The organism is Actinokineospora sp. NPDC004072 (assembly GCF_053604195.1).
Genome location: NZ_JBSGHB010000012.1, coordinates 113334 through 138599, shown reverse-complemented (window position 1 = coordinate 138599; position 25266 = coordinate 113334). Strand labels below are relative to the sequence as shown.

General features: G+C 73.8%; 21 protein-coding genes. 4 read left to right on the top strand and 17 right to left on the bottom strand.

Annotated elements, in window-relative coordinates; translation table 11 throughout:
- Nucleotides 1-11 precede the first annotated feature (11 nt).
- From ACWEPX_RS20155 to ACWEPX_RS20090, 14 genes are all read right to left on the bottom strand, one after another.
- Entirely contained in the window at nt 12-1271 is a 1260-nt protein-coding gene (locus ACWEPX_RS20155) for an ATP-grasp domain-containing protein (RefSeq protein WP_451898723.1), read from the bottom strand.
- Nucleotides 1268-3040, bottom strand: a complete 1773-nt coding sequence (locus tag ACWEPX_RS20150; RefSeq protein WP_451898722.1) for an ABC transporter substrate-binding protein — start codon at nt 3038-3040, stop codon at nt 1268-1270. The genes ACWEPX_RS20155 and ACWEPX_RS20150 overlap by 4 nt, the downstream gene beginning before the upstream one ends.
- Nucleotides 3041-3054: 14 nt before the next feature.
- Complete coding sequence (locus ACWEPX_RS20145; protein ID WP_451898721.1) at nt 3055-4317, bottom strand: MFS transporter; 1263 nt, start codon at nt 4315-4317, stop codon at nt 3055-3057.
- A 3-nt stretch (nt 4318-4320) separates the two neighbouring features.
- The gene (locus ACWEPX_RS20140) at nt 4321-5916 is read right to left on the bottom strand and encodes a class I tRNA ligase family protein (RefSeq protein ID WP_451898720.1); all 1596 of its coding nucleotides are present in this window, start codon (nt 5914-5916) and stop codon (nt 4321-4323) included.
- Nucleotides 5913-6278 (bottom strand): cupin domain-containing protein, encoded by a 366-nt coding sequence (locus tag ACWEPX_RS20135; RefSeq protein WP_451898719.1) that lies wholly within the window; start codon nt 6276-6278, stop codon nt 5913-5915. The genes ACWEPX_RS20140 and ACWEPX_RS20135 overlap by 4 nt, the downstream gene beginning before the upstream one ends.
- Before the next feature lie 16 nt (nt 6279-6294).
- The gene (locus tag ACWEPX_RS20130) at nt 6295-7575 is read right to left on the bottom strand and encodes a SidA/IucD/PvdA family monooxygenase (protein WP_451898718.1); all 1281 of its coding nucleotides are present in this window, start codon (nt 7573-7575) and stop codon (nt 6295-6297) included.
- Between the two features lie 11 nt (nt 7576-7586).
- Nucleotides 7587-8810, bottom strand: coding sequence for an ATP-grasp domain-containing protein (locus ACWEPX_RS20125; RefSeq protein ID WP_451898717.1), 1224 nt, complete (start codon nt 8808-8810; stop codon nt 7587-7589).
- A 73-nt stretch (nt 8811-8883) separates the two neighbouring features.
- On the bottom strand, nt 8884-9738 hold the full coding sequence (locus ACWEPX_RS20120; RefSeq protein WP_451898716.1) for an SMP-30/gluconolactonase/LRE family protein: 855 nt from the start codon (nt 9736-9738) through the stop codon (nt 8884-8886).
- On the bottom strand, nt 9719-10726 hold the full coding sequence (locus tag ACWEPX_RS20115; protein ID WP_451898715.1) for a TauD/TfdA family dioxygenase: 1008 nt from the start codon (nt 10724-10726) through the stop codon (nt 9719-9721). Before ACWEPX_RS20115 ends, ACWEPX_RS20120 begins: the two co-directional genes overlap by 20 nt.
- Nucleotides 10723-12120, bottom strand: a complete 1398-nt coding sequence (locus tag ACWEPX_RS20110) for a cation:proton antiporter (RefSeq protein WP_451898714.1) — start codon at nt 12118-12120, stop codon at nt 10723-10725. Before ACWEPX_RS20110 ends, ACWEPX_RS20115 begins: the two co-directional genes overlap by 4 nt.
- On the bottom strand, nt 12117-12926 hold the full coding sequence (gene ddaH / locus ACWEPX_RS20105; protein WP_451898713.1) for a dimethylargininase: 810 nt from the start codon (nt 12924-12926) through the stop codon (nt 12117-12119). The genes ACWEPX_RS20110 and ddaH overlap by 4 nt, the downstream gene beginning before the upstream one ends.
- A gap of 22 nt (nt 12927-12948) precedes the next feature.
- Complete coding sequence (locus tag ACWEPX_RS20100; RefSeq protein WP_451898712.1) at nt 12949-14190, bottom strand: ATP-grasp domain-containing protein; 1242 nt, start codon at nt 14188-14190, stop codon at nt 12949-12951.
- The gene (locus tag ACWEPX_RS20095; RefSeq protein ID WP_451898711.1) at nt 14187-15275 is read right to left on the bottom strand and encodes an NAD(P)/FAD-dependent oxidoreductase; all 1089 of its coding nucleotides are present in this window, start codon (nt 15273-15275) and stop codon (nt 14187-14189) included. Before ACWEPX_RS20095 ends, ACWEPX_RS20100 begins: the two co-directional genes overlap by 4 nt.
- A 144-nt stretch (nt 15276-15419) precedes the next feature.
- Nucleotides 15420-16760 carry an NB-ARC domain-containing protein gene (locus ACWEPX_RS20090; protein ID WP_451898710.1) on the bottom strand — a complete coding sequence of 447 codons (1341 nt, stop codon included), beginning with the start codon at nt 16758-16760 and terminating at the stop codon, nt 15420-15422.
- Between the two features lie 196 nt (nt 16761-16956).
- Between ACWEPX_RS20090 and ACWEPX_RS20085 the strand changes: the two genes are divergently transcribed.
- Nucleotides 16957-17571, top strand: a complete 615-nt coding sequence (locus tag ACWEPX_RS20085) for a hypothetical protein (RefSeq protein WP_451898709.1) — start codon at nt 16957-16959, stop codon at nt 17569-17571.
- Between the two features lie 11 nt (nt 17572-17582).
- Nucleotides 17583-17933: an MmcQ/YjbR family DNA-binding protein gene (locus ACWEPX_RS20080; RefSeq protein ID WP_451898708.1), complete on the top strand. Its 351-nt coding sequence runs from the start codon at nt 17583-17585 to the stop codon at nt 17931-17933.
- Here the strand turns inward: ACWEPX_RS20080 and ACWEPX_RS20075 are convergent.
- Nucleotides 17930-19000: a winged helix DNA-binding domain-containing protein gene (locus ACWEPX_RS20075; RefSeq protein ID WP_451898707.1), complete on the bottom strand. Its 1071-nt coding sequence runs from the start codon at nt 18998-19000 to the stop codon at nt 17930-17932. The two genes, ACWEPX_RS20080 and ACWEPX_RS20075, sit on opposite strands and share 4 nt — an antisense overlap.
- 140 nt (nt 19001-19140) lie before the next feature.
- On the opposite strand from ACWEPX_RS20075, the gene ACWEPX_RS20070 reads away from it, so the two are divergent.
- Nucleotides 19141-19791 carry a DUF998 domain-containing protein gene (locus tag ACWEPX_RS20070; protein ID WP_451898706.1) on the top strand — a complete coding sequence of 217 codons (651 nt, stop codon included), beginning with the start codon at nt 19141-19143 and terminating at the stop codon, nt 19789-19791.
- A 122-nt stretch (nt 19792-19913) separates the two neighbouring features.
- Nucleotides 19914-21218 (top strand): M28 family metallopeptidase, encoded by a 1305-nt coding sequence (locus tag ACWEPX_RS20065; RefSeq protein ID WP_451898705.1) that lies wholly within the window; start codon nt 19914-19916, stop codon nt 21216-21218.
- Between the two features lie 61 nt (nt 21219-21279).
- Here ACWEPX_RS20065 and ACWEPX_RS20060 read toward each other — a convergent pair whose 3' ends face one another.
- Nucleotides 21280-23043 carry an LCP family protein gene (locus tag ACWEPX_RS20060; RefSeq protein ID WP_451898704.1) on the bottom strand — a complete coding sequence of 588 codons (1764 nt, stop codon included), beginning with the start codon at nt 23041-23043 and terminating at the stop codon, nt 21280-21282.
- Between the two features lie 39 nt (nt 23044-23082).
- Nucleotides 23083-25227: a phospholipase gene (locus tag ACWEPX_RS20055; RefSeq protein ID WP_451898703.1), complete on the bottom strand. Its 2145-nt coding sequence runs from the start codon at nt 25225-25227 to the stop codon at nt 23083-23085.
- Between the last annotated feature and the right edge of the window lie 39 nt (nt 25228-25266).

The window sequence follows — 25266 nt, the reverse complement described above, 5'->3', positions numbered from 1 at the left end:
GATGGGCTCGTTCATACGGCGGCCAGGGTGCGGACGTCGACCTCGATGAGGGCGACGGCGGCTTCGGCGCGCCGGAGGGCCTCGGCCGGGGTCGGGGCGGTGACCATCACGTCGCCCACCCGGTCCCACGAGCTGCGCAGGCCGGTGAAGGTGTCGCCGGGGGCCACGTCGACGTCGCAGGCGAACACGCCCTCGGCGCAGGCCGCCTCCTCGACCCCGCGCACGGCCTCGACCACGCCGGGCTCGATCGACAGGAAGCGCACCGCGGCCGCGCCCGCCGCGCGGCGGGGCATGACCTCCGGCAGCGGCTCGCCGCGCATCACCGCGAAGTAGCAGCGGTTCAGCTCCACCGGGTACGCGCGCTGGATCAGCTCGATGATCCCGTCGCCCGCGAACCGCCCCGCGCACTCCACCAGGTGGGGCACACCGTCGGCGACGATCCACTCGCAGTGCACGATGCCGTCCTGGAAGCCGACCGCCTCGACCACGCGCAGGGTCTCGGCGGCCAGCCGGGCGGCCAGCTCCGCGCCGATGTCGGCCGGGACCACGTGCACCAGCTCCACCGGCCGCGGCCCGGGGAACAGCTGCTTGCCGGTGACGTTGGCGAACAGCGACTCCCCGTCGCGCACCAGCATCTCCACGCTGTACTCGTGCCCGGCGACGAACCGCTCCACGAGCATGCGCAGGTCCATCGGCCGGTCGGGGACGAACACGCCCTCGTCCTGCACCACGCACTCCGCCCACGCCCGCTCCACCTGCGCCGGGTCGTCGAGCACCTGGGTGCCCACCGACGCCTGCCGGTTGGCGGGCTTGAGCACGACCGGGCCGGGGCAGCCGCGCATGAACGCCACCACGTCCGCCGGTCCCGACACCGGCGCGCTCTGCGGGTTGGCGATGCCCGCCGCCGCGCTGACCTGCCGCAGCAGGGCCTTGTCGCGCAGGATCAGCGCGGCGCCGTAGCCCGCGCCGGGCAGCTCGTAGCGCTCGGCGAGGCGGGCGGCGAACGGGGTGGCGTACTCGGTCAGCGGCACGATCGCCACCGGGTCGAGGTCGCGGTGGGCGGTGTAGAACTCGTCGGCCTTGCCCGGCAGGTGGAACTCCCACTCGATCAGCTCGCGGACCAGCTCGGACTCGGCGGCCTTGGGGCGAACCCCGCGCTTGCGCACCACGTCGGGCTCCTCGACGAAGATCACCGAGTCGGCGCCGAGCACCGGCAGCAGGGCGGTCAGCGCGACCCCCACGAACCCGACCAGCAGCACAGGTCTCGTCATGGCGTGTCCTCGACGTAGTACCAGTTCTCGGGGTTGATCAGGCCGTACGGGTTGAACGGGGTCACCCCGCGCAGGTTCGCCGCGATCTCGAACAGCCGCCGCGGGAAGGTCGGGGTGAAGACCACCGGCACCTGCTCGCTGATGTACTCCTGGTACTCGTGCAGCACCGCGAGGTCGTCGCTGGTGACCGTCCGGGCGATCAGCTCGTCGGCGCGGGCGTCGGCGTAGTTGCTGAAGTTGCAGGCGGCGTTGCTCTGGAACAGGTTCTCCCCGGTCGGGTAGTTGTAGACCCAGCCGCCGCCCCAGCAGGACAGCTCCCACAGCTTCGGGTTCTCCGCGGTGTGCTGGCCGGGCCCGTCCTCGGCGACGAGCACCGACCCGACGACCTCCGAGCGCCGCAGCTCGATGCCCGCCTTCGCCGCGTCGGCCTCGAACTGCTCCATGACCCTGGTCAGTGCGGGCCTGCCTTCCCAATAGCGCAGCGAGAAGCTGAGCTTCGTCCCCGCCGGGATCCCCTCCCCCGCCTCGCCGGGGCCGGTGCCCGGCCGCACGCACACCGCGGGGGTGGCGCTGGTGTCCCAGCCGTTGGCGGCCAGCAGCTCCCGCGCCCGCTCGATGTCGAACGGCCACGCGCCGCGGCCGTCGGCCAGCCGGGGCGAGACCAGGTCGGTGCGCGGGTGCATCGGGATCGGCCCGCTCTGCGCCCAGCCGTAGCCCTGGTAGACCTCGCGCGCGCCGTACTCCTGGTCCATGCAGCTCTGCAGGGCCTGGCGGATGTAGGGCTGGCGGATGAGGTGGCCGCTGACGGTGGGGTTGGCGAAGTTCAGCGCGATGAAGTTGACGTTGAACATCACCTGCGGGGCCAGGGTGTAGTCCGCGCCCAGCGGGTTGGGCCCGCCGACGGTCGGGTCGTCGCCGGGCTGCACGCCGTAGCTCAGCGGCAGGAACCCGGCCTGCACCTGGTCGGGGTGCTCGCGCAGCAGCTGGTACTGCTGCTCGTCGGACTCGGTCTGGATCTGGCGGAACTCGGCCAGCCGGGCGGGGTTCGGGCCGCTGTAGCGCTCGTTGGGCACGAAGGTGACCACGCCGTCCGCGGTGAACCCCTTGAGCCGCCACGGCCCGTTGACCACGCTCCACACCGGGCTGCCTGCCCAGCGGGTGCGGTGGGTGTTGTCCTCGGTGACCGGGTCGCCGTTCTCGGCCATCAGGAAGTCGTAGACCGCGTCGACCTGGTCGGGGTCGTGGGTGGCGTCGGCAGGCCCGTCGGCGGTGCGGTCCCACGCCTTCGGCATCGGGGTGATCATGGTGAGCTGGTTCATCAGCACCCAGTTCTTCGAGTACGCCCGGTCGAAGGTGAAGCTGACCTCGTCCTCGGCGACCTTGGCGTAGGAGACCAGGTTGTCCGGGAAGTAGCCCTCGGTGTAGGCGCCGTACCGCGGTCCCTTGCGGACCAGCATGTTCATCCAGAACAGCACGTTGTCGGCGTTGACCGTCTCGCCGTTGGACCAGCGCCACGGCTTGACGCGGACGGTGCAGGTGCGCCCGTCGGCCGACCAGCGCGGCTGCTCGCCGAGGCTGAGGTCCCAGTCGATGCCGGGCTTGCCGTCGCAGCCCAGCCAGTACAGCGGGCGGTACATGAGCAGCTGGAACTCGTACAGGCTGCGGATGCCGAAGCGCTCGGCCGGGGTGAACGGGAAGATGACCGCAGGCGGGAAGCCGGGCAGGCACGCCCAGGTGGCCACGCCGCCGGGGATGGGGGTCTCGCCCATGGGTGGGCCCTTTCTCACGCGGGGGCGGGGGCTGGGGTCGGCTCGGCTTCCGGCTCCGGTTCCGGTTCCGGGGCGGGCGCCGCCATCGCCTTCAGCGGCTTGACCAGGCTGAGGTAGGTGCTGACCGCGATGCCGCTGATGAGCAGCGCGAGCCCCCAGAAGGCCACCGGGACGCTGGTCGCGTCGGCCAGCGCGGACAGCCCGACCGTCGCGGCCACGCCCATCGCCAGGCCCATCGCCTGGGCGAAGCCGAAGATCCGGCCCACCCGGTCCTCCGGGCTGGACTGCATCAGCAGCGTGCGGGCGGCGATGCGGCCCTGGGCGAAGGAGAACGCGGCGAACGGGATGACCACCATCAGCACCACGTGGTGCAGCGGTTCGAGGGCGACCATCGCCATGCAGCCGAGGGTGCCCAGCAGCGCTAGGCGCAGGCCCTTGATCCGGGTGCTGACCCAGCCGTAGCAGGCCGCGCCGACGATGAAGCCCGCGCCTGCGAGCGCGTCGACGACGCCGATCATCCAGGCGCCCTGCTGGAAGGTCTGGAGGATCAGCGTGGTGAGGATGGTGTTGCTGACCATCAGGTTGATGTTGCCGGTGGTGAACAGCAGCGCCAGGCGGCGCACCGGCGGGCGGGCCGGGGCCGCGCGGCCGGGCGCGTCGGCGTCGTCGGCCACGGCCGCGGCGGGGGTGTGCGGCTTGGCCCCGATGGCCCAGATCAGCGCGGCCGAGGCGATGAAGGTCAGCGAGTTGACCACGAACAGCGGGGTCGCGCCGAACCAGGTGACCAGGAAGCCCGCCAGCGACGAGGCGAGCAGCATGCCGGTGTTGGTCGCCATCTCGAAGCGGGCGTGGTACTTGCCCAGCCGCTCGGTGAGGATGCGCTCCTTGACCAGCGCGTTGCTGGCGGGCATGAACAGCGCGGCGGTGCAGGCGAGCAGGAAGTTGGCCGCGTAGGTGCCCAGGTTGGCCGCGCCGCCGAACCACAGCCACGCGGGCAGGGCGACGGCGGTCACCGCGCCCACCAGGTCGGCGGCGACGCACAGGATGCGCCGGTCGAGCCGGTCGGCGAGCTTGCCGAAGAGCACGGCGAGCGCGACCTGCGGGATGGACACGGCGATGAACAGCCACCCGACCGAGAGCGTGGTCTCCTCGGCGCGGAAGACCAGGATCGCCGCGGCGGTGATCTGGAAGGCGTTCCCCGCGGTGGTGATGAACCCCGCCGGGACGAGCAGGCGCTCGGCGCGCTTGGACGCGCGCAGCGCGATGTCAGCGGACATGGATCAGACCTCGGCGGTCGGCTGGACGCGGGTGTCCAGGGCGGGGACGGGGAAGGCCGTCGTCGTGGTGACGTCGTGGGTGGCGGGGTCGAGGGTGGGGGTGAAGCCCCCGGCGGCGCCGGTGCGGGCGGCCAGGTCGATGAGGATGGGGGCGAAGCCGCCGACGAGCGCCCGCAGTTGCAGGAACAGGTCGCCCAGGGGGATGTCCGCGCCGTCGAGGGCGCGGGCGCTGTGGGCGCGCAGCCGCTCGACGTGCTGGACGACGAGGTCGGCGGCCCGGTTGAGGCCGAAGCTGCTCAGCTCGAAGCACAGCCGGAAGCGGTCGCCGATCGCGGCGGCGCGGGCGGGGGCGTCGGCGGAGACGGCCAGCTCGGCCGCGCCCGCGTCGGCCACGAGCTTGGCCAGGTTCGTCGCCAGCTCGTTCCACGGCCCGACCAGGCGCTCGCCGACGACCTTGTCCAGCGCCGCCCGGCTGAAGTTGGTGCGGGCGTGCTCGGGCGCGGTCAGGTTGAGGTAGAAGCGGACGAGGTCGCGGGGCACCTCGGCGACGAGGTCGCGCGCCCACACCACGTGCCCCTTGCTGGTGGAGAACTTCTCGTTCTCCAGCTCGTAGAACTCGTTGCACAGGATGGTGTCGGGCAGGATGTAGCGGCCCTCGTGGGCGATCAGCTCGGCGATGTGCACCGCCGCCCAGATGTAGAGGTTGTCGAAGCCGACGAAGAACACCAGCTCGCCGTCCTGCTCCGCGCGCCACACGTGGTCCAGCGACGGGGGCTGCTGGCCCTGCTCGGTGCGGGCGAAGTAGTGGCAGTACATCGAGGCGGGCATGCCTTCGAGCCAGGCGTTGAGCGTCTGCCCGGGCGTCTCGGCGAAGGGGGCGGGCATGCCCCAGGCGACCGGGTAGGTGATCGGGAAGTCCGGCAGCGGCCGCGACAGCAGATCGCGGATGAACTGCACCGCGCGCGGGCGCCAGCGGTCGGCGCGCGCCTCGTGGTAGGCCAGCAGCCGCTCGCGGTACTCCTCCAGCGGGAAGACCAGGATCTCGGCCTCCCGGTAGGACACCGGGTCGTCCGGGTCCAGGATGGAGTACGGGTCGATGAGCGCGTCGAAGTCGACCGGGTGCCCGCACGCCTCGCAGATGCCGCCGCGGCTGTCGGCCAGGCAGGTCGGGCAGTCCCCGCCGACCAGGCCCTCCACCAGGAACACGCCCTTGGCCTCGCTGTAGGGCAGGCGGACCGTGCGCAGGCGGAACTTGCCCAGGTCGTAGAGGCGCTGGACGTAGTCGTAGACGTTGCGGCGGTAGCCGCCGTCGGTGGGCGCGAACCCGTCGACGTCGATGCCCATGGCGTCCCACGTGCCCTTGATGAGCCCCCAGCACCGGTCGGCAAGCGCTTGCGGCTCCACGCCCTGGCGGGCCGCGGTGGTGTAGACGTAGGTCTGGCTGTCGTCGCCGCCGGAGGCGAAGAGCACCTCCCGGCCGCTGGTCCGCAGGAAGCGGGTGTAGACGTCGGCGGCGACGTACGGCCCGGCGACGTGGCCGATGTGCATGTCGCCGTTGGTGGTCGGCGGGCCGCCGATGACCAGGACCGGGCGGCTCACGACGCGGCCCCGTCGCGGGCGACGAAGCGCTCGGACATCTCCGCGTCCCACCACACGCAGTACATCTGGAACGGCTCGGCGCCGTCGTTGACCACGCGGTGGGCGGTGTTCGGCGGGAAGTGCACGATGTCGCCCGCGCGGAACGGGCGGCGCTCGCCCTCGGAGTCCAGCTCGGCCTCGCCGGAGAGCGCGATGAAGATCTCGTACTCGTGGTGGGCGTGCATGCCGGTCGCGTCGCCGGGCTGCACCACGCACCACGCGCCCTCGAAGGGGGCGTTGAGCGCGGGCCAGGGCACCAGCCGCTGGGCGTCCGCGCCGTTCTCCCGGTTCATCTGCTCGCGCAGCAGGGGTCGGATTTCCATGGCTCGCCTTTCTCGATCAGCCCGCGGCCGCGACCGGGAGCGGGGCGCGGCGGGCGCCGCGGTGGGTGAGGATGTCCTGGACGATGTCGTTGGCGCGGGGCGCGAGCACGCTCAGCAGCGAGTCGGCGATGCCGTGCGTGGCCTCGTTGACGCCCTGCAGGTAGCAGGCCGCGGGGCCGGGCCGGTCGAGGACCAGCCGGTAGTCGCGGGTGACCCGGATGTCGGCGACGCCCGCGGCGTCGGCGATGTGGCGGACCATCCTGGGCATCTCCGGGGAGAACCCGGTGCCCAGCAGCACCAGGTCGGTCCGCAGCTCCTGCGTGGCCCCGGTGCGCCAGTCGGTCAGCTCGATGGCCACCTCGTCGCCCTCCTCGCGGGCGGCGGTGATGTCGTGCATGGGGATGACCCGCAGCCGGGAGCGGCCGGAGAGCCGGTCGAGGTAGATCTGCCGGTACAGCGCCTCCATCGTCCCGGAGGCCAGGCCCGCGTAGTTGGTGTGCCGCATCTCGGCGAGCATCTGCTGGCGCGCCTCCGGGCGGGAGGCGTAGAAGGTGTCGACGAACGAGCCGAAGAACAGCTCGTTGTTGAACTTGCTGGTCTCGTAGCAGTTGAGCCCGATGGAGCGCATGACCATCGTCGGGCGGCACTCCGGCAGGTCGTTCTGCACCGCGGAGAACAGCTCGGCGGCGCTCTGCCCGGCCCCGACCACCACGACCCGGTAGGGCAGGTCCTTGCGCAGCCCGGCGACCCGGGTCAGGTACTCGGTGCTGTGGATGACCCGCTCGCGCGGGAGCGCGGCGAACTGCTCGGGGATGCGCGCGTCGCGGCCCGCGCCGACGACCAGGTAGCGGCTGGTGACGACGCTGCCGTCGGCCAGGTGGGTCGCCCACCCGGTGATCTCCTCGCCCAGCCGGATCGGGGTGACGTGCAGGCACTCGGTCTTGGTGCGGATGTCCACGAGGGACAGCGACTCGGCCACCCAGCGCAGGTAGCCGGACAGCTCCAGCCGGTAGGGCACGAAGCTGCCCATGTTGATGAACTCGTCCAGCCTGCCGGTGGCGTGCAGGTAGTTCAGGAAGGAGAACTTGCTGCGCGGGTTGCGCAGGGTGACCAGGTCCTTGAGGAAGGAGACCTGCGACAGGGCCTCGGGCAGCAGCATGCCGCGCTGCCACGAGATGTCCTCGTCGCGCTCGACGACGAGGGTCTGCCCGGCGATGTCGGGGGCCAGCTCCTCCAGCGCGATCGCCAGGGCCAGGTTCGACGGACCGGCCCCGACGGCCAGCAGCTCAACATCCATGTTCGCTCCGTTCATGCCGTGCTCAGGTGGACTTCGGACAGCGCCTTGTCCAGCAGTGCCGCGCACTCGTCGGGGTCGGCGGCCGCGCAGATGACGTAGGCGTGGCGGGAGATGAAGGCCGCGGGCGGCAGCTTCAGCTCGGCGCCGGGCTCGGCCAGCGCGGCGGCGGCGATGACGTGCTCCCGCGGCACCTCGACCCGCGCGACGACGCAGTCGGCGCCCGGGTAGGCGAAGCGGACCCCGACGCTGCGCGGCTCGCGCCCGGCGGGCGCCTGCGGGGACGCCCCCAAGGCGACGTCCACGGCGACCGCGCCGGGCTCCACACCGGTGGCGTGCCGGGCCAGCAGCGGGATCAGGTCGCCGCCGAGGCGGCCGTTGATCTCCACGATGACCGGCCCGCGCGGGGTGAGCTTCAGCTCGGTGTGGGTGACGCCGTGCTCGAAGCCGATCGCCCGGTGCGCCGCGGCGAGCGTGGCGCGCAGACCGGGGTCGTCGAGCAACTCGTCGCCTGCGCTGACGACGTGCCCCAGCTCCTCGAAGTAGGGGTGCATGCCGATCGTCTTGCGGGCGACGAACAGCGGGGTGTAGTCGCCGTCGACGACCGCGCCGTCGACGCTGATCTCCGGGCCGGTCAGGTACTCCTCGACCAGCGCCCCGCCCCGGTAGGCGGGCGCCCCGATGCCGCTGGCCTCCTCGGCGGCGTGGAAGGCCGCCGCCACGGCGTCGGCGTCGTGGGCCAGGACGACGCCGATGCTGGCGCCCAGCCCCCGCGGCTTGACGACCACCGGGTAGCCGATCGCCTCGGCCGCGGCGACCGCCTCCGCCGCGGTCCTGGTGAACCGGAACCGCGGCTGGTCGACGCCCGCGGCGGTGAGCACCTCGCGGCTGCGGAACTTGTCCCGGCAGCCCTCGATCGCGCCGGTCCCCGCGCCGGGCAGGCCGAGGTCGGCGGCGACGTGGGCGGTGGTGACGATCAGCGCCTCGTCCCAGGACAGGACCCCGCGCACCCGGGTGGCGGCGGCCAGCTCGCGGGCGGCCAGCAGGACCGCGTCGCGGTCCATCAGGTCCACCACGGTCGCGCCTGCGAGGTAGTCGGACTGCCAGGTCGGCTCCTCGGCGGTGAACATCCAGAGCGGGTGCCGGGCCGCGGCCGAGGCGAGCAGGTACTCCCGGTAGGGGCGCATCCCGCAGCCGATCACCAGGACGACGTCCTGCGTGCCTTCTGGTTGGCTCATCTTCTCCCCATCTCGTTGCGCCCAATGACAACGGCCGCCGCGGTTGACCGGAAGCCCTGCGCGGGCAGAACAATCAACGGTCGAGCCGGGCGGCGGGCAGCGCCGTCCCGCGCGCGGCGCGCGGCAGCCGCAGCACCGCGCCATCGGCCGGACCCGGCCGGTCCAGCCACATCCTGGCGCTGGTGATGTACACAGTGGACAGTTCGGCGCCCGCGAAGCAGACGCTCGTCGGCCTCGTCACCGGGACCGGGATCGCCTCGATGAGCGTGCCGTCAGGGCGGTAGCGGTGGACCGCTCCCCCGCCCCAGATCGCGCTCCAGACCGTGCCGTCGGCCTCCACCGCCATGCCGTCGGGCCAGTGGCCGTCGACCTCGGCGAACGGCGCGGGCTCGCCGACGGTGCCGGAGGCGGCGTCGTAGGGGTAGGCGTCGATGCGGTTGCGGGAGCTGTCGGCCAGGTACATGACCGTGCCGTCCGGGGAGAACACCGGCCCGTTCGGAATGGCCAGGCCCTCCACGATCGTGCGGACGGTGCCGTCGGGATCGACCGCGTGCAGCTTGCCCGCGCCGGGTTGCTCCTCGGCGGCGTAGGCCATGCTCCCGGCGATGAAGCGGCCCGCGGGGTCGACGGCCGCGTCGTTCATCCGCTGCCGGACGCCGGTGTCGGCGGGCTTGGCCAGCCAGGTCAGCCCCGAATCCGGCTCCAGCACGGCGATCCCGGTGCCCGCCGCGGCCAGCCACCGGCCGCCGCCGAGCGGGGCGACCGCGCCCAGCGGCACGTCCAGCGCCGCGAGGACCACGTCCGCCCCGCCCCGGCGCACCAGCAGTCGCCCGGTCAGGATGTCCACCCAGTGCAGCTCGCCGTCCACCCAGCGGGCGCCCTCGCCCAGCTCGTAGCGGCCGGTCGACTCAGTGGACGCGGCGCTCACCCGGCACGCCCCGGTAGCGGATCGCCCACAGGCTGCGGCGCAGGTAGGTGCGCTGCAACCAGCGGTCCTGGCCGTCGTGGCGGGCCTGGAACCGCGAGCGCGCGTGCAGGCCCTTGCGGTTGTTGATCAGCAGCGCCGTGCCCGGCTCCAGCGCGACCTGGTGGGCGACCTCGCGGCAGGCCAGCTGCAGCGCCTCCAGCGCCTCCGCGGCGGCCCGGGTCAGCCCGCGCACGCCGTTGGCGGACACGGCGATCTCCGGCGTCGCGTCCGGCCCGGAGATCACCGGCACCGGGTCGGACAGCACCTCGGCCCCGCCCGCGAACTCGCGGATGTAGCTGCCGGGGGCGTTCAGCCGGAACAGCGGCGAGCGCAGGGTGGCCAGCACCTCGGGGGCCAGCGCGCGGGCGATGTCGCGGGCGTCGGCGTAGTAGGTGATCGCCTCCTTGGCCCGGTCCTGGCGCAGGCAGTGCAGCACCAGGAAGTCCGGGTTGGACACGTCGTAGCGGCCCACCTCGTCGTGGACGATGTCGTTGTGGAAGTTGAGGAACACCCCGGAGCTCTGGTTGGTCTGGGTGACCGCGCCAGCGTGCACCGGCACCACGTCGTGCACGAGCCTGCCCGCCTTCTCGGTGGTGAAGCCGACCGGCTCGCCGAGGAGCTGGCTCAGGCCCAGCAGCACGCCCTCGGCGACGAAGGTGCGCTTGTCCGGGCTCGGGTTGCCGTCGACGGGGGTGGCGGGCAGCTCCGGGTCGACCGGCAGGTTGCGCACCAGCGCGACGCCGGGGGTGTCGACGTGCCTGCCGAAGTCCAGCACCGCCTGCAGCGCGCCCAGCGGCAGCCGGGCGAAGACGGCGTGCAGGCGGGCCAGCGCGCGGTCGATGTCGAGCACCGGGTCGGCCAGCGGCAGCAGCTCGGCGCCGATGGCGTCGCGGGCGGGGTCGGGCAGGGTGATCTCGGCGAAGGTCGCGGGGGCGAGGGTGGTGGTCATCGGGTCCTACCTCGGATTCTGGCGGGGAAACGGTCGATCGCGGTGAGCGCGGGCGCGGTGGCGATGGTGGAGACCAGGGTCATGATCACCAGCATGGCGAAGACGGTCGGGCTGATCACGCCCATCTTCAGCCCGATGGTCAGCACGACGAGCTCGGTCAGGCCGCGGCAGTTCATCAGCGCGCCCAGGGACAGCGACTCGCGCCAGCCCAGGCCGGTCAGCCGGGCGGTCGCGGTCGTGCCGCCCCACTTGGCCACCACGGCCACCGCGGTGACGGCGGCGCACACCCCCCACAGGGCTGCGGAGCCGAGCAGTCCGAAGGTCGTCTGGAGTCCGGTGTGGACGAAGAACAGCGGGAGCAGCAGCGTCACCGTGATGCTCTCCATCTTCGCCGCGGCCCGCGCGGTGGCGGGCACGCGCGGCACGACCACGCCGAACAGGAACGCGCCGAAGATCGGGTGCACGCCGATGCGGTCGGTGGCCAGCGCGCACAGCATCAGCCCGCCCAGCAGGATCGGCAGCACGGCCGCCTCCGACACCGCGGCGAACAGCCGGGCCAGCGCGGGCCGCAGGGCCAGCAGCGCGGCGGCGAAGGCGGCGGTGAGCGCGGCGGTCCAGAGCACCCCGCCGGGCGTCCCGCCGCCGCTGACCGCCACGACCAGCGCCAGCAGGCACCACACGACGACGTCGCCGACGGCGGCGCAGGCCAGCGCGAGCGCGCCCAGCGGGCTGTCGGCGATGCCCCGCTCGCTGAGCACGCGGGCCAGCACGGGGAACGCCGTCGCGCTCATCGCCACCCCGAGGAACAGGGCGAAGCCGACGAAGCCCACGCCGCCGCCGTGGTCGGGGTAGAGCCAGAAGGCGAGCAGGACGCCGGTGAGGATCGGCACGGCCAGGTTGACCTGCACCACCATCGTGGCGGTGAAGCCGCGCCCGCGCAGCGCCCCCGGGGTGAACTCCGCGCCCACGAGGAACATGAAGAACACCAGGCCGAGCTGGGCGATGGCGTTGATCGTGCCGACCACCGGCGCCGGGAACAGCCAGGCGAACGCGGCGGGCCACACCGCGCCGAGCAGCGACGGGCCCAGCAGCACCCCGGCGACGATCTCGCCGATCACCGCGGGCTGCCCGATCCGCCGGAACAGCGCGCCGGTGAGGAAGCAGGCGGCCAGGATCACCGGCAGGGCCAGCAGCAGCCGCGGGTAGGGGTCCAGCGCGCTGGGCGCGGGCGCGGCCACCGACCCGTGCCCGTCCGGGCCGAGGCCGAGCGCGACCACGGCCAGCGCGGCGGGCGCGGCCACCAGCGCGGCCCCCAGGCCGAGCCGCCTGCCGGGCCTGGCCCACGGCGGCCGGGCGGGCCGGTGGGCGCCGGGCAGCGACGCGCGTGCCGTCATGCCCGCAGTTCCAGGGTGCAGCACTTGACGCTGCCGCCCGCCTTGAGCAGCTCGGACAGGTCGGCGGGGATCGGCTCGAAGCCGCGCTCGCGCAGTTGGGCGACCAGGCCGGTGGCGGCCTGCGGCAGCACCACGTGGCGGCCGTCGGAGACCGCGTTGAGCCCGAAGGCCGCGGCGTCGTCGGCCGAGGCGAGGATGGCGTCGGGGTAGAGCCGCTCCAGCGCCCGGCGGCTCTCCTCGGCGAAGGCGGGCGGGTGGTACATCACGGTCTCGTCGTCGAGCACGGCCAGCGCGGTGTCGAGGTGGTAGTACCGCGGGTCGACCAGGGTCAGGCCCACCACCGGCAGGCCGAAGTAGTCCGCGGCCTCGGCGTGGGCGCGGGTGCTGGTGCGGAAGCCCGTGCCCGCCAGCAGCCGCCGCCCGGCGACGAGGTAGTCGCCCTCGCCCTCGTTGACCCACTGCGCCTGCCGGACGCTGCCGTACCCGCGCGCCTTGAACCACGCCAGGTAGGCCCCGGCCTCGGCCGAGCGCTGGGTGTGCCGGAACCGGGCGACCAGCACGCGCCCGTCGATGACGGTCGCGCCGTTGGCCGCGAACACCATGTCCGGCAGGCCCGGCCGCGGGTCGAGCACCTCGACCCGGTGCCCCAGCTCGCCGAACAGGTCGCGCAGCCACTCCCACTGGGTGATGGCGAGCTGGGCGAAGGTCGGCTTGCCCGGGTCCATCCACGGGTTGATCGAGTACTCGACGTCGAAGTGGGTCGGTCTGACCATCAGGTAGTGCCGGGGTGTCGCGGTTCGGGCCACGCTTGCCTCCAGTTCGGTCCGATCAGGACAGGTGGACTCGGATGCGCCCCGCCAGGTCGGTGGCGGCGCGCATGGCGTCGGCGAGGGAGGTCCCGGTGGCGCCGATGCCGCCGAGGATGCTGTTGCCGTGCGGGGGCCTGCGGATCAGGTCGCCGGGCCGGGCCGAGATCTTGAGGTAGAACAGCGCGTCGGCGTCGGACACCTCCGCGGGCACGGCGATCTCCTCGACCGTGCCGCTGTCGCAGATCAGGCACATGGCGAAGGTGTGCACGTCGGTCGGGGTGTAGTGGCGCACGTCCGGCCGCACGCCGCGGGCGACGTCCATCACCGCGCGGATCGGGTCGTAGCCCGCGGAGATGCGGGCCATGTGGTCCAGCCCGCCGCCGCCGGGGCGCACCGCGATCTCCAGCAGGTGCGGGCGCCCCTGGTGGAAGCGCACCTCCGCGTGCAGCGCGCTGTTGGCCAACCCCTGGGCGCGCACCCCGGCGGCGACCAGGTCGTGCACGTCGGCCACCTGCTCGGGGGTGAGCGCGGTGGGCGCGTGGTGCACGTCGTCGTCGAAGGTGTCGCCTTCGATGGTGACCCGGTCCACGATGGAGCCCAGGTAGACCTCGCCGTCCCAGACCAGCGCCTCGATCAGGTGCTCGTGGCCGTCGAGGAACGACTCGACCAGCAGCCCGTGCGGGCCGAGATCGATCCCGCCCGCCTCCATCGCGTACCAGGACATCTCATCGATGCCCGCGCTGGCCTGGGCGTAGCGCTCGCGCAGCTGGTCGGCGTCGTCGACGCGGAAGACGAAGTTGCTGGCCGCGCCCAGGGTCGGCTTGAGGATGACCGGGTAGCCGAACTCCTCGGCCGCGGCCAGCGCGGCGTCGAGGTCGGGGGCGAAGGCGAAGGCCGGGTGCGCCGCGCCGCCGCGCTCGTGGGCCTGGCGCATGATGAGCTTGTTGCGGCTGGTCACCGCGGCCTCGACGCCGATGCTGGGCAGGCCGAGCGCGGCGGCGACCGCAGCGGCGGCGACCACGCCGGACTCGGAGAAGGTCAGCACGCCGTCGAAGTCCTCCTCGGCGTGCCACGCCTTGGCGTGGGCGATCAGGTCCTCGATGTGGGTGCTGTGCGCGCGGCGGTAGCGCTCGGCGGGCCACAGGTCGTCGGTGCCGACGCCGTTGAGCACGTGGAGCTGCGCTCCGGCGTCGGCGATCTGCTGGTAGCGGCTCTGGTAGTAGTGGCCGTTCTGGCGGGCTTCCAGGGCGAGCAGCTTCATGGGGCACCTCGGGTCAGTGCGGGGCGGACCACGGCGTCCAGCGGGCCGATCCCGGTGGGCTCCGGGTCGGCTCCGGTCAGGCGCTGGGCGAGGGAACGGGCGATGAGCGGGGCGAACTTGAAGGACGTGCCGCCGCAGGCCGCGTGCGAGACCACCCGGTCGCCGATGGCGGCGACCATCGCGCCCATCGTGGCCCCGCGGGCCAGGTAGTGGCAGTCGCGCGCGTCCACGACCTGGTCCCGGCGCAGGCCGGGGACCAGCTCGGCGAACACGTCGATGAGGTGGTCGCGCCAGTGCGGCGGGGTCGTGGTGTCGCCGACCTCCTCGACCACCCGGCAGGCGCTGGCCGCGCTGAGCTTGAGCGGCGCGCCCGCGACCGGGGGCACCAGCCACGCGCCGCCGGTCGGCCCGAGCGAGCGGATGGGCGGCACGCCCGCCCACGCGCCCGGGTCGGGGACGTCGCAATAGATCATGCTCTGCCGGTGCAGCACCAGTTCCCCGGCCAGGGCCGGGTCGAGCAGGTCGCGCGACCACGGCCCGACGGCCACCAGCACCGCGTCGGCGACCAGCTCGCCGCCGTCGGCGAAGCGCACCGCGGCGCGGTCGGCGTCGACGCCGACGACCGGCCGGTGCGGTACCAGCCGGGCCCGCGGGTGCCAGCGCAGCCAGCCCGCGCAGGCCGCGAGGACGCGGTCGGCGAGCAGGATCCCCGCGTGCGACTCGTGCAGCGCGCTCGCGCCACGCGGGAAGGCGACCGGGTAGCCCGCCAGCTCGGCCGGGCCGACCACCCGCGCGCCGGGCAGCGGGTCGCCCGCGCCGACGGTGAGCGAGCCGATCCGCTCGTAGATGCGGGTGGACAGCCGGGTTTCCAGCTCGATCCACCGGTGGTGGGCGCGCAGCGCGGCGGCGCAGGCCTGCGGGTCGCCCTGGTGGTGCGCGCGGATGACGCGGTTGCGGTCGAAGGAAGTGGCCCCGCTGAACGGGATGTCGCCCTGGTCGACCACGACGACGTCGTGCCCGGCCGTTGCGCAGTCCATCGCGGTCAGCAGTGAGATGACCCCGCCGCCGACCATCACCACCCGCATGGCGCGCCCCCCGGGCGCACGCCGTAACCGTTGCGGCACAGCATGATCAGCCTCCCTGTCCGCGGTGGCGGGGGTGGCCCCGCCTGCCGGAGGACAGTCAAGCCGCCCGCTGGGTTGACCGGAAGGACCGGCGCAGGCGAACAATCAACGCCAGTCGAAACCCCTGCGGGCGCGCCGCTCCACCAGCAGCGGCGCGCGCTGGCCCGCGTCGCGCTCGGCGTCGGCGGCAAAGACGGCGACCAGCGTGGCCACCCGGTAGCGGCTGGCGACGCCGCCGCGGGTCAGCAGCCCCGCGTCGACCAAGGACTCCAGCAGGTCGTCGGCGTCGCGCAGGCACACGGTCATGGCCGCCGCCAAGGCGATCGCGGTCGTCCACCCCGCACCGCCGCGGGCGACCAGGAACAGCGCCTGCCTGCCCGCCGGGGACAGCTGGCGCAGCGCGGAGGCGAGGTGGTCGCGCACGCTGACGTCGCCGACCTCCAGGGTGTCCATCAGCCGGTCGTGGTCGGCCAGCAGCTCGGCGGTGTGGGCGATCGACCACTCCGGACGCGCGGCGATCATCCGCCCGGCGATGTTGACCGCCAGCGGCAGGCCGCCGCACAGCTCGGCGATCGCCTCGGTGGCCTCGTACTCGGCCTGCACGCGCTCGGCCCCGGCGAGCCTGCCGATCAGCGCCACCGATTCGGCGCGGGCGAAGGCGTCCAGCTCGACCCGGCGGGCGCCGTCGAGGCCGAGCAGCCGCGCCCGGCTGGTCACCACGACCTGGCTGCGCGCCGAGCGGGCCAGCAGCGGGCGCACCTGGCGCTCGTCGCGGGCGTTGTCCAGCAGCACGAACAGCTTGCGCTGGGCCAGCAGCGACCGGTACAGGCCCAGCCGCTGGGTGGCGTCGTCGGGCACCTGGGCCGCGGGGACGCCGAGCACGCGCAGGAAGTCGCCGACGATCACCTCCGGCGCGTCCGGGCCGTCCTGGCCGAGGTCGGCGTAGAGCTGGCCGTCGGGGAAGGCGGCCGCGAGGTCGTCGGCCAGACGCAGCGCGAAGGCGGTCTTGCCGACGCCGACCGGGCCGGTCACCACCAGCGGCGTGCGGCCCTCGCCGAGCAGCTTGCCCGCGGCGGCCAGCGCTTGGCCGCGGCCGAGGAACACCGCAGGCCCCATCGGCAGCTGCGCGGGCCGGGCCGGGCCGGCTGGTTCGGCGTCCTCGCGGATGTCCACGGCTGCTCCCACGTCCTCGGCGACCTCCCGCCAGCGCCGCTCCCAGCGGGCGCGGTCGCCCCCGCAGGCGGCGACGAAGGCGAGGGTGACGGCCAGCGTGGGCAGCTTGTGCCCGCTGGCCGCGCTGGAGAGCACCGAGGGCGCGAACAGCGCGGTCCGCGCCAGCTCGCGGTAGCTCGGATTGCCCGCCTGGTTCCGCAGTGCGCGCAGGTCTTGCGCGAAAGCGACGATCGGGCCGCTGGTGCCGTCCAGCGGCCGCTCGGGTCTGCCCATGCGACGTCTCCCCTGATGGCAAAGCACTCAACCCCCATGGACCACGCTCACCATAGGAACGCGGGGTAGCTCGCCGAAAGTGACCAAACGCAATAAGGCGAATGGTCCGAACGGTAGGCACTGTCACTCGATCGGACTAGAAAAGTGCCGGTCAATGGCCGGTCTTGTAACTGAATGCTCCCACTACTGTTCGCTTGTGCTCCCCAGTCCACCCGATCTCCCGGCACTGCACCGGACGTCGGCGATCTTCAACGGCTACCCCGGCGTCGACCGGTCCTGGCTGCGGCTGGCCGGGACCTCCCTCGACCTCGCCACGGCCGAGCACCGGGCGCTGCTGCTGCGGTTCCTCAACTCCTGGGGCTGCCGCATCCGCTACCCCGGCGACGGCGACCCCTTCGACGCCGATCTCGCCGCCTGGTGGGGCTCCTGGGGCGCGCGGCTGCCCGACGGACCGCTGTCGGCCCTGCCCGACGGCGCCATCGACGACCTCGGCCGCGCCTACGCCGACCTGGCGGCCGTCGCGGTGTCCGCCCGCAGGAGCCTGGGCGCGACCGCCGCGTCGAAGGCGCTGTACGCCCTGCGCCCCAAGACGATCATGCCGTGGGACGCGGCCATCGCCACCCGCCTGCACGGGGCGCGCGACGGCGACGCCTTCGCCGCGCACCAGCGGATGGGCCGCACGTGGGCCAACGCCGTGCTGGCCGAGGCCGCCGTGGGCGAGGCCGCGCTCTGCGCCCAGCTGGCCCGGCCCGTGTCGCTGGCCAAGGTGCTGGACGAATACCTCTACGTCACCATCACGGCCGCGAGCTGAAGGGAGCACCCGTGGTCACCGCCGACGACGTGCGCGCCATCGCCCTGTCCCTCCCCCGCGCCTACGAGGCGCTGGTCCGCGACCGGGTCAAGTTCCGGGTGGGGCGGATCGTGTTCCTGTCGCTGTCGCCGGATGAGACGGTGCTCGGCTTCGGCTACCCCAAGGAGGAGCGCGCCGCGCTGATCGAGGCCGAGCCGGCGAAGTTCTTCCTGCCCATCCCCTCGGACATGCGCTACAACTGGATGCGCGTGCGGATGGCCGCCATCGACCACGCCGAGCTGGAGGAGCTCGTCATCGACTCGTGGCGGATGGCGGTGCCGAAGAAGGTGTGGGCGGAGTACCTGGCCTCCCGCGAGCCCTAGCCCGCGACGCGGAGGACCGCGGGGCGGTCGAGGAAGGCGCCGTACCGGTCGGCCGCCTCGGCCAGCGCCTGCCGCTCCGCCCCGGACAGCGCGCGGTGCGGGGTCAGCTCGAACACCACCTGGGTCGCGGTGACCGTGCGCTTCATCCCGGCGACGAGCTGCGCGTCCACCAGCGCCATGCCGATGGCCGCCTCCCGCCCCCGCGGCACGACCCCGGCGGCGTCGAGCACCCACCGGGAGTCCTGGTAGCCGCGGTAGGTCTCGTCGAGGAGCTGGAGCAGGTGCGCGCCCGGCTCGCCCGCGCGGTCCGGGGGCTCCCCGGGCGCGTGCCAGTAGGTGCGGCCGCCGTGCTCGAAGGAGTCGAGCTGGTCGCGCACGGCGTCGAGCCCGGCGCGCACGTCGGTGAGCGTCAGCGTCGCCCAGTAGGCGAGGTCCTTCACCGTGGCCGGGCCGTGGCCGGTGAAGTAGCGCAGGGCCAGCCGGGCCAGCGCGTCGGCCCGGTCGACCTCCCGCGCGCCGACGCGGTCGGCGTAGGTCGCGTAGGTGTGCTCGCCGTCGCGCGGGCTGCCGCTGATCACCAGGCGGCGCAGCTCCAGGTGCGCCATCAGCGCCATGACCGCCCGCCCGTCGACCGGGGCGTGCTCGCGCAGGGCCGCGGCGATCTCGTCCCGGGTCCGGTTCGGCGTGCTGGCGAGCAGGTCCACGACGGCGGACCCGAGCCGGTCGACGTCCCGGGTGGACAGCCCGGCGCTCTCCCGCAGCTGGAGGTCGACGGACTTGAGCACGCGCGGGGCGGTCAGCGCCAGCAGCCAGTCGATGTCGGCGCGGGCGACGTAGTGCCAGGTGGGCCGCAGGACGTGGGTGCGCAGCACGGCCCCGGAGTCCAGCAGCCCGGCCAGCGGACCCGGGTCCGGCGCGGCGGTCCTGGCCGCCACCGCCCACGCGGACTGGCTCGGGTTCTCCGCCTGCACGGCCAGCAGCGTCTCCAGCACCGCGCAGGCCGACGCGGCGTGCGGTGCGACGAGGTGCTGGTTGCGCAGCCGCCACCGCGCGATAGCGAGATCCATGCCGCGGAGTATGCGCCACCCCACCGACATCCGAAGCAGGCACGCCTGCGGGCCTCAGGGCCGGGGTAGGGACAGCCCCCGGGCGAACTCGGGAGTGTTCCGGATGTGATCGGCTGTCCGATTCGACCACCGTTGGGCAGGTGAGCATTCATGGGGAACTCGCCGCGGCGGACACCGCGCGCACACGGGGACTGGCACTGGGATTCGTCGGCTTGGCGCTGTCGGCGGTGTTCATGGTGGGGGTGCATGTAGTCGGGAGTGGACAGATCAATCCGGTCGACTCCACGTTGTCGACGCTGGTCTTCGTCGACGGCTACGGGTGGATGTTCGGCGCTAGCGTGCTGGCGATGGCGATGGCCGCCGTCGGGTTGCTCTCGGTGGTGCGCCCCCACCCGCTGCTGCGCACCTCGCTTGGCCTCGCGGCGCTGTCGTGCTTGCTCGTCGCGGTGTTCCCGACGAACGAGAGCGGACCGCTGACCGCCTCCGCCGAGATCCACCGCTACGCCGCGGGGGTGGCGTTCGTCTGCGTGCCCATCGCCGCCCTGTTGGTCGCCCTGCGACTGGCGCCCTCCTCGGCGCGGCGGTGGCTGGTGCGCAGCGCGGCCGGGACCGCGGTCCTGCTGCTGGTGTTCCTGGTGAGCCACTTCGGGTTGGTCCCCACCGAGCTGCAGGAGATGCGGGGGCTGTTCCAGCGCATGATGTTCCTGCTCCAGCTGGCGATCCTCGCCCAACTGCTCCGGGTGCACCAGCCCGCCCCCGCACGCGCCCCCGCCCTGGCCGTCGCGGCCTGAGGGCGCCCGTTCACTCATGCGTATATGGCAATTTCACCCCACATTCGACCCCTATTGAGGGAACGGGCCGGTACGCGACCATCCAGCACGGTTGTCCCCAACCCCTGCTGGAGGCAGCAACCATGTCCCGCTTCTCCCTCCTGCCCGTCGCGGCCGGGGTGGCGCTGACCGGCGCGCTCCTGGCCACCCCGGCGGCGACCGCGGTCCAACCCGCGCCGAACATCCCGGTCGCCAACGTGCAGGCGCACCTCAACCAGCTCCAGACGATCGCCACCAACAACGGCGGCAACCGGGCGCACGGCAGACCCGGCTACCAGGCCTCGGTGAACTACGTCAAAGGCAAGCTCGACGCCGCCGGGTGGACGACATCGGTCAAGTCGTTCACCTACAACGGCACCACGGGCTACAACCTCATCGCCGACTGGCCCGGCGGCGACCCGAACGCGATCATCATGGCCGGCGCGCACCTGGACTCGGTGACCGCGGGCCCCGGCATCAACGACAACGGCACCGGGTCGGCCGGGCTGCTGGAGGTCGCGCTGGCCATCGGCGCTGCGGACCTCGCCCCGCAGAAGCACATCCGGTTCGGCTGGTGGGGCGCCGAGGAGCTGGGCCTGGTCGGCTCGACCAACTACGTCAACAGCCTCAGCTCGGCGGAGAAGGCGCAGATCGACGCCTACCTCAACTTCGACATGATCGGCTCGCCGAACCCCGGCTACTTCGTCTACAGCGCCTCCGGCCAGCCCGCGGGGTCGCTGGAGCTGCAGCAGGTGCTCCAGGGGTACTTCAGCTCCATCGGCGTGCAGACCGAGCTGACCAGCGTCGGCGGGCGCTCCGACCACGCCGCCTTCGCCCGCGCGGGCATCCCCGTCGGCGGCACCTTCACCGGGGCCGAGGGCATCAAGAGCAGCGCCCAGGCCCAGAAGTGGGGCGGCACGGCAGGCCAGGCGTTCGACCCCTGCTACCACCGCTCGTGCGACCGCACCACCAACGTCAACGCGACCGCCCTGGACCGCAACACCGACGCGCTCGCGCACTCCATCTGGACGCTGGCGGGCGAGGGCGGCGGCGGCCCCGACCCCGACCCGCGCTTCGAGAACGGCACGGACGTGGCGATCGCGGACCTGGCGACGGTCGAGAGCCCGATCACCGTCAGCGGCGTCAGCGGCAACGCCCCGCCCGACCTGTCGGTGTCGGTCAGCATCCTGCACACCTACCGCGGTGACCTGGTGATCGACCTGATCGCCCCGGACGGCACGGCGTACCGGCTGAAGAACTCCTCCAGCTCCGACGCGGCCGACAACGTCATCGCGACCTACACCGTAGACGCCTCCAGCGAGGTGGCCAACGGGACCTGGAAGCTCAGCGTCCGCGACGTGGCGCGCAACGACACGGGCCGGATCGACAGCTGGGCGCTCCAGTTCTGATCCGCACCCGGGGCGCGGGCCACCCCGGACGGGGGGTGGCCCGCGCTGCTTTCTGCCCGGGTCAGTTCACGCAGGGCGGGCCCTGCCGGGCGCCGTTGAGCGACAGCAGCGGACCGGCGGCCAGCGACTGGCCCTCGCTGTAGTCCGCGCCGAGGTAGACCTCCACCTGCCCGGACGGCAGGTTGGCGTCCGCCTCGACCTGGTACTCCCCGCCCAGCGCGCCCGCCACCCCGCGCGCGGCCGCCTCGTCGCCGCCCGCGTGGCGGATGACGGTCGTCGGGCGGCCTGCCGAGTTGCCCGGCTCGCCGGTCGGGTAGCCCGCCGACTCCAGCTTCGCGGTCACCTCACCGGCCAGGCCGCGGCGTTCGGTGGCGTTGAAGACCGTCACCGTGGGCTTGGGCTTGGCGGCCTCGGACGCCTCGGTCGCGCCGCCGCGCAGCAGGGCGTCCACAAAGGACCGCACCTGGTCGGGGTCGATCTCCACCGCCGAGCCGTCGTAGGGGGTGGGCAGGTCGATGCGGCCGTGCGGGATGGTCAGGAACTCCACGTTCCCGCCGGTGAAGCCCACCATCTGCTGGGCGAACTGGATGACGTTCCAGCCCTCGTCCAGCACCACCGACTTCTTGATGGCCTCCTGCAGCTTCGCCAGCTTCTCCGACCCCGGCACGATCATGTCCTGGGAGAACACCTTGCGCGCCATCCCGGTCATGAAGGTCTGCTGGCGCACGATGCGGTCGATGTCGCCGTTGGGCAGGCCGTGCCGCTGCCGGACGAACGCCAGCGCCTGCACGCCCTTGAGCGTCTGCACCCCCGCCGGGAAGTTCGCCCCGGAGTAGCGGTCGCGCACCGGGTTCTTCAGGCAGACCTCGATGCCGCCGACGGCGTTGGTGATGTCGTAGAACCCGAGGAGGTTGACCTCGGCGTAGTGGTCGATCGTCGCGCCGGTCAGCTGCTCGACGGTGGCGATGAGGTTCTTGGCCCCCTCGCGCCTGCCCACCCGCTCCAGCTCCCGCTCGTCGGCGACCCCCTGGGCCTGCTGGTCCTTGCGCGACTGGACCTTGGCCCTGGCGTAGGCGGAGTTCACCTTGTGCATGCCGTAGCCGGGGATGTCGACGTAGGAGTCGCGGGGGATGGAGATCCCGAACGCCTGCTTCCCGTCGTTCGGGATGCGGATCATGATGATGGTGTCGGTGTTCTGCTCGCCGTCGGACACCCCCGCGCTGAGCATGCGCAGCTGCTCCTCCGACAGCGGGTTGCCCTGGGCGTCGGTGCGGCTGTCCATGCCGACCATGAGGATGTCGATGGCCCCGTCGGCGGGCCGCTCGGTGGGGCCGCCCGCGATGACGTCGGTGGTGGACAGCCCGTCGGAGAAGTTCCCCGCGACCTTCCAGTAGTAGCCGGTCGCGGCCAGCACCACGACCGAGAGCGCGCCCGCGGCGACCTTGCCCGCGATCAGCCCGGGTCTGCGCGCCGGGGCGGGCGCGGGACGGGGGGCGGGGCGGCGCGGGGCGAGGCGCTCGGTGCGCAGGTCGGCCAGGCGGGGTCTGCGCGGCGGGGCGCCCGACCCGGGGTCGCCGCGCCGCTGCCCGGCGGCCGCGCCGCGCCTGCGGTCGCCTGCGTCGCGGCCGGGGGTGTCGCGGCCTGCGGGGTCGCGGCGGCGGCTGGGCAGGTCGTGGGCCGGGTCGGCCGCGGCGCGGTGCGGCGGGAGGTCGCCGCGGCGGCGCTCGGGCAGGTCCCGGCGCGCCTGGTCGCGGGGGCGCTCGGGCGGCGGGACCGGGCGGCGCGCGCCCGCGCGACTGCCAGACCTCGGCCGCTGGTGCTCCACGCAATCCCTCCCTGACCTGTGTTGACGCAGAAGACGTTCTCAAACCCGCCCGGGTTGCCCGCTAGCCTGGCACACGATCGACTCCTCGGGATCGACCACCTGCCCGCTGCGACGAGCGCCACAGACCAGCGCCCCCGCGCAGGCCAGGGCCACCGTCGCCCCGTGCACGACCAGCCCGGCGACGCTCGGCTTGGCCAGCACCGCGGGTCCGCAGGCCAGGGCCGCCAGCAGCCACGGGCCCGGCAGCGCGCTGGCGCCCACCCGGACCGCGTGCAGCAGGTGCCACCCCAGCAGCAGGTGGATGATCCCCGCCATCGGGTCCAGCGGCAGGCCCAGCACCGCGGCCCCCGGCCCCGCGGCGAATCCGAGTACCCCGAGCGCGGCGTAGACAACCCCGAGCCCCGCCGCGACCCCGTCCCACCGGGAGAGCCTGCCCGCGAAGCCGACGTCGGCGCCCGCCCGCGACTCGAACAGCAGGAACCCGACCAGCGCGGGCCCGGCGACCAGGCCGATGGCCAGCAGGGTCGTCGGCCGGGCCAGCCAGCCGACGGGGAACTCCGGCCGCGCGGCCACCGCGCTGACCAGCCCCACGACCAGCAGCGCCACGCACAGGTACGCCAGGTAGACCGTCATCGGCGCGGTCCGCACGACCCGCACCGCCGTGGCGAGCACCGGCGCGGGCCGCGGGTCGCGGGGCAGCGCGACGACCGCGACCTGGGCGAGGCCCAGCAGCAGCACCCCGGCGGCCGAGGGCACGAAGCTGGGGGTGCCCGCGGGCTCGGCGATCAGCAGCGGATCGATCCAGCCCAGCGCGGTCGCCAGCACGAGCACGCCGACCGCGGCCAGCCCGACGGCCGCCAGGCCCCGGCGCCCCAGGCCCGTGCGCCCCGGTCCGACCGTGGGCAGCGACCCGGCCGCGTGGTCGTGCGCGAGCTGGGCGAACAGCAGCGCCAGCGCGATGCCCGCGCCGTAGTCGAAGGCGGTCCCGGGTCCGGCCCACTCCAGCGCCAGCACGACGGCCAGCCACAGCCCGGACGCGCCGAGCCCGGCCACCCGGTGCAGCAGGCCCAGCAGGGGCGCGGCGGCCACCACCAGCAGGGTCAGCCCGAGCAGCCACAGCGGCTGCACCACGAGCCTGCCGAAGGCGGTGGCGACCTCGGCGGGGGCGGCGAACAGCTCCAGCGACAGCGGCACCGCCAGCCAGGCGGTGACCAGCGCGAGCACGGGCCGGATCAGCCAGCAGAGCCGGTCGGCCAGGTAGGCGCCGTAGCCGCGGCCCGCCCGCCAGGCTTGCAGGCTGGCGTGGCCGCAGGCGAAGAAGAACAGCGGGACCAGCTGCAGCGCCCAGGTCAGCGGCCACAGCCCGGCCGCGGGCACCGCCATGAGCGGGGCGAAGGCCAGCGCGGTCTCGGCCAGCACGACCGCGCCCAGGGCGAAGACCCCGACGAGCGAGAGGTACCCGGCGCGGTCGGCGGCGGTGGCCCGCGGCGGCGGCCGGGGCAGCGGGCGCGACCCGCCGCGGAAGGCGGGCAGCCGCGCGGCCAGCAGCACCACCACCATCACCAGCACGACGGCCCACACCCCGACCGGCTCGGCCGCGGGCGGGCCCCAGCTCTGGTGCCAGGAGTTGACGACCAGCCCGGCGGAGAACAGCGAGGCCACCATCCGGCACAGCCCCGCGGAGTCGCGCGGGTTGATCTCGCACTGGGCGTGCATGTCGGCCGAGAGCCGGTCGTCGAGGGCCCGCCTGCGCCCGCCGTCGACCGGCAGCCCGGTGGCGTCGGCGTAGCGGAGCAGGTCGTAGCCCAGGTCGTGGGCCATGCAGCCCACGGAGTAGTCCCACCGGGTGGCCGTGTCGCCCCAGGGGGCTGAGCAGCCGCCGTGGACGTTCACTGCGCGCATGGTGCCGTCGGGGGCGCGGCGCAGCGCGTACTCGACCCCGGTGACGGCGGCGAAGTCCGGCGGCAGCAGCCGGGTGGGGTCGGTGTCCGGGCGCGGGTCGAGCAGGGCGTCCAGCGCGGCGGTGACCGGGTTGGGGGCGACCTGCTCGGGCGGGCGCGGTCCGCGCGAGGCCACCACGGCGTAGCCGCCCGCGGCCAGCACGACCAGCAGCAGCCAGCCGACGCGCACCCGCCACGGCGCGCGTCCCCCGGACGCGCGCGCCTGCACGGTGGCTCCCCCCACAGCAGCGAGGCTAGTGGATCGACCAGCCCGGTGAAGACG

Coding starts and splice junctions, on each gene's coding strand:
- ACWEPX_RS20115 (WP_451898715.1), bottom strand. CDS start 10,726: ATGACCACCACCCTCGCCCCCGCGACCTTCGCCGAGATCACCCTGCCC.
- ACWEPX_RS20155 (WP_451898723.1), bottom strand. CDS start 1,271: ATGACGAGACCTGTGCTGCTGGTCGGGTTCGTGGGGGTCGCGCTGACC.
- ACWEPX_RS20095 (WP_451898711.1), bottom strand. CDS start 15,275: ATGCGGGTGGTGATGGTCGGCGGCGGGGTCATCTCACTGCTGACCGCG.
- ACWEPX_RS20130 (WP_451898718.1), bottom strand. CDS start 7,575: ATGGATGTTGAGCTGCTGGCCGTCGGGGCCGGTCCGTCGAACCTGGCC.
- ACWEPX_RS20125 (WP_451898717.1), bottom strand. CDS start 8,810: ATGAGCCAACCAGAAGGCACGCAGGACGTCGTCCTGGTGATCGGCTGC.
- ACWEPX_RS20110 (WP_451898714.1), bottom strand. CDS start 12,120: ATGACGGCACGCGCGTCGCTGCCCGGCGCCCACCGGCCCGCCCGGCCG.
- ACWEPX_RS20145 (WP_451898721.1), bottom strand. CDS start 4,317: ATGTCCGCTGACATCGCGCTGCGCGCGTCCAAGCGCGCCGAGCGCCTG.
- ACWEPX_RS20065 (WP_451898705.1), top strand. CDS start 19,914: ATGTCCCGCTTCTCCCTCCTGCCCGTCGCGGCCGGGGTGGCGCTGACC.
- ACWEPX_RS20075 (WP_451898707.1), bottom strand. CDS start 19,000: ATGGATCTCGCTATCGCGCGGTGGCGGCTGCGCAACCAGCACCTCGTC.
- ACWEPX_RS20100 (WP_451898712.1), bottom strand. CDS start 14,190: ATGAAGCTGCTCGCCCTGGAAGCCCGCCAGAACGGCCACTACTACCAG.
- ACWEPX_RS20135 (WP_451898719.1), bottom strand. CDS start 6,278: ATGGAAATCCGACCCCTGCTGCGCGAGCAGATGAACCGGGAGAACGGC.
- ACWEPX_RS20150 (WP_451898722.1), bottom strand. CDS start 3,040: ATGGGCGAGACCCCCATCCCCGGCGGCGTGGCCACCTGGGCGTGCCTG.
- ACWEPX_RS20090 (WP_451898710.1), bottom strand. CDS start 16,760: ATGGGCAGACCCGAGCGGCCGCTGGACGGCACCAGCGGCCCGATCGTC.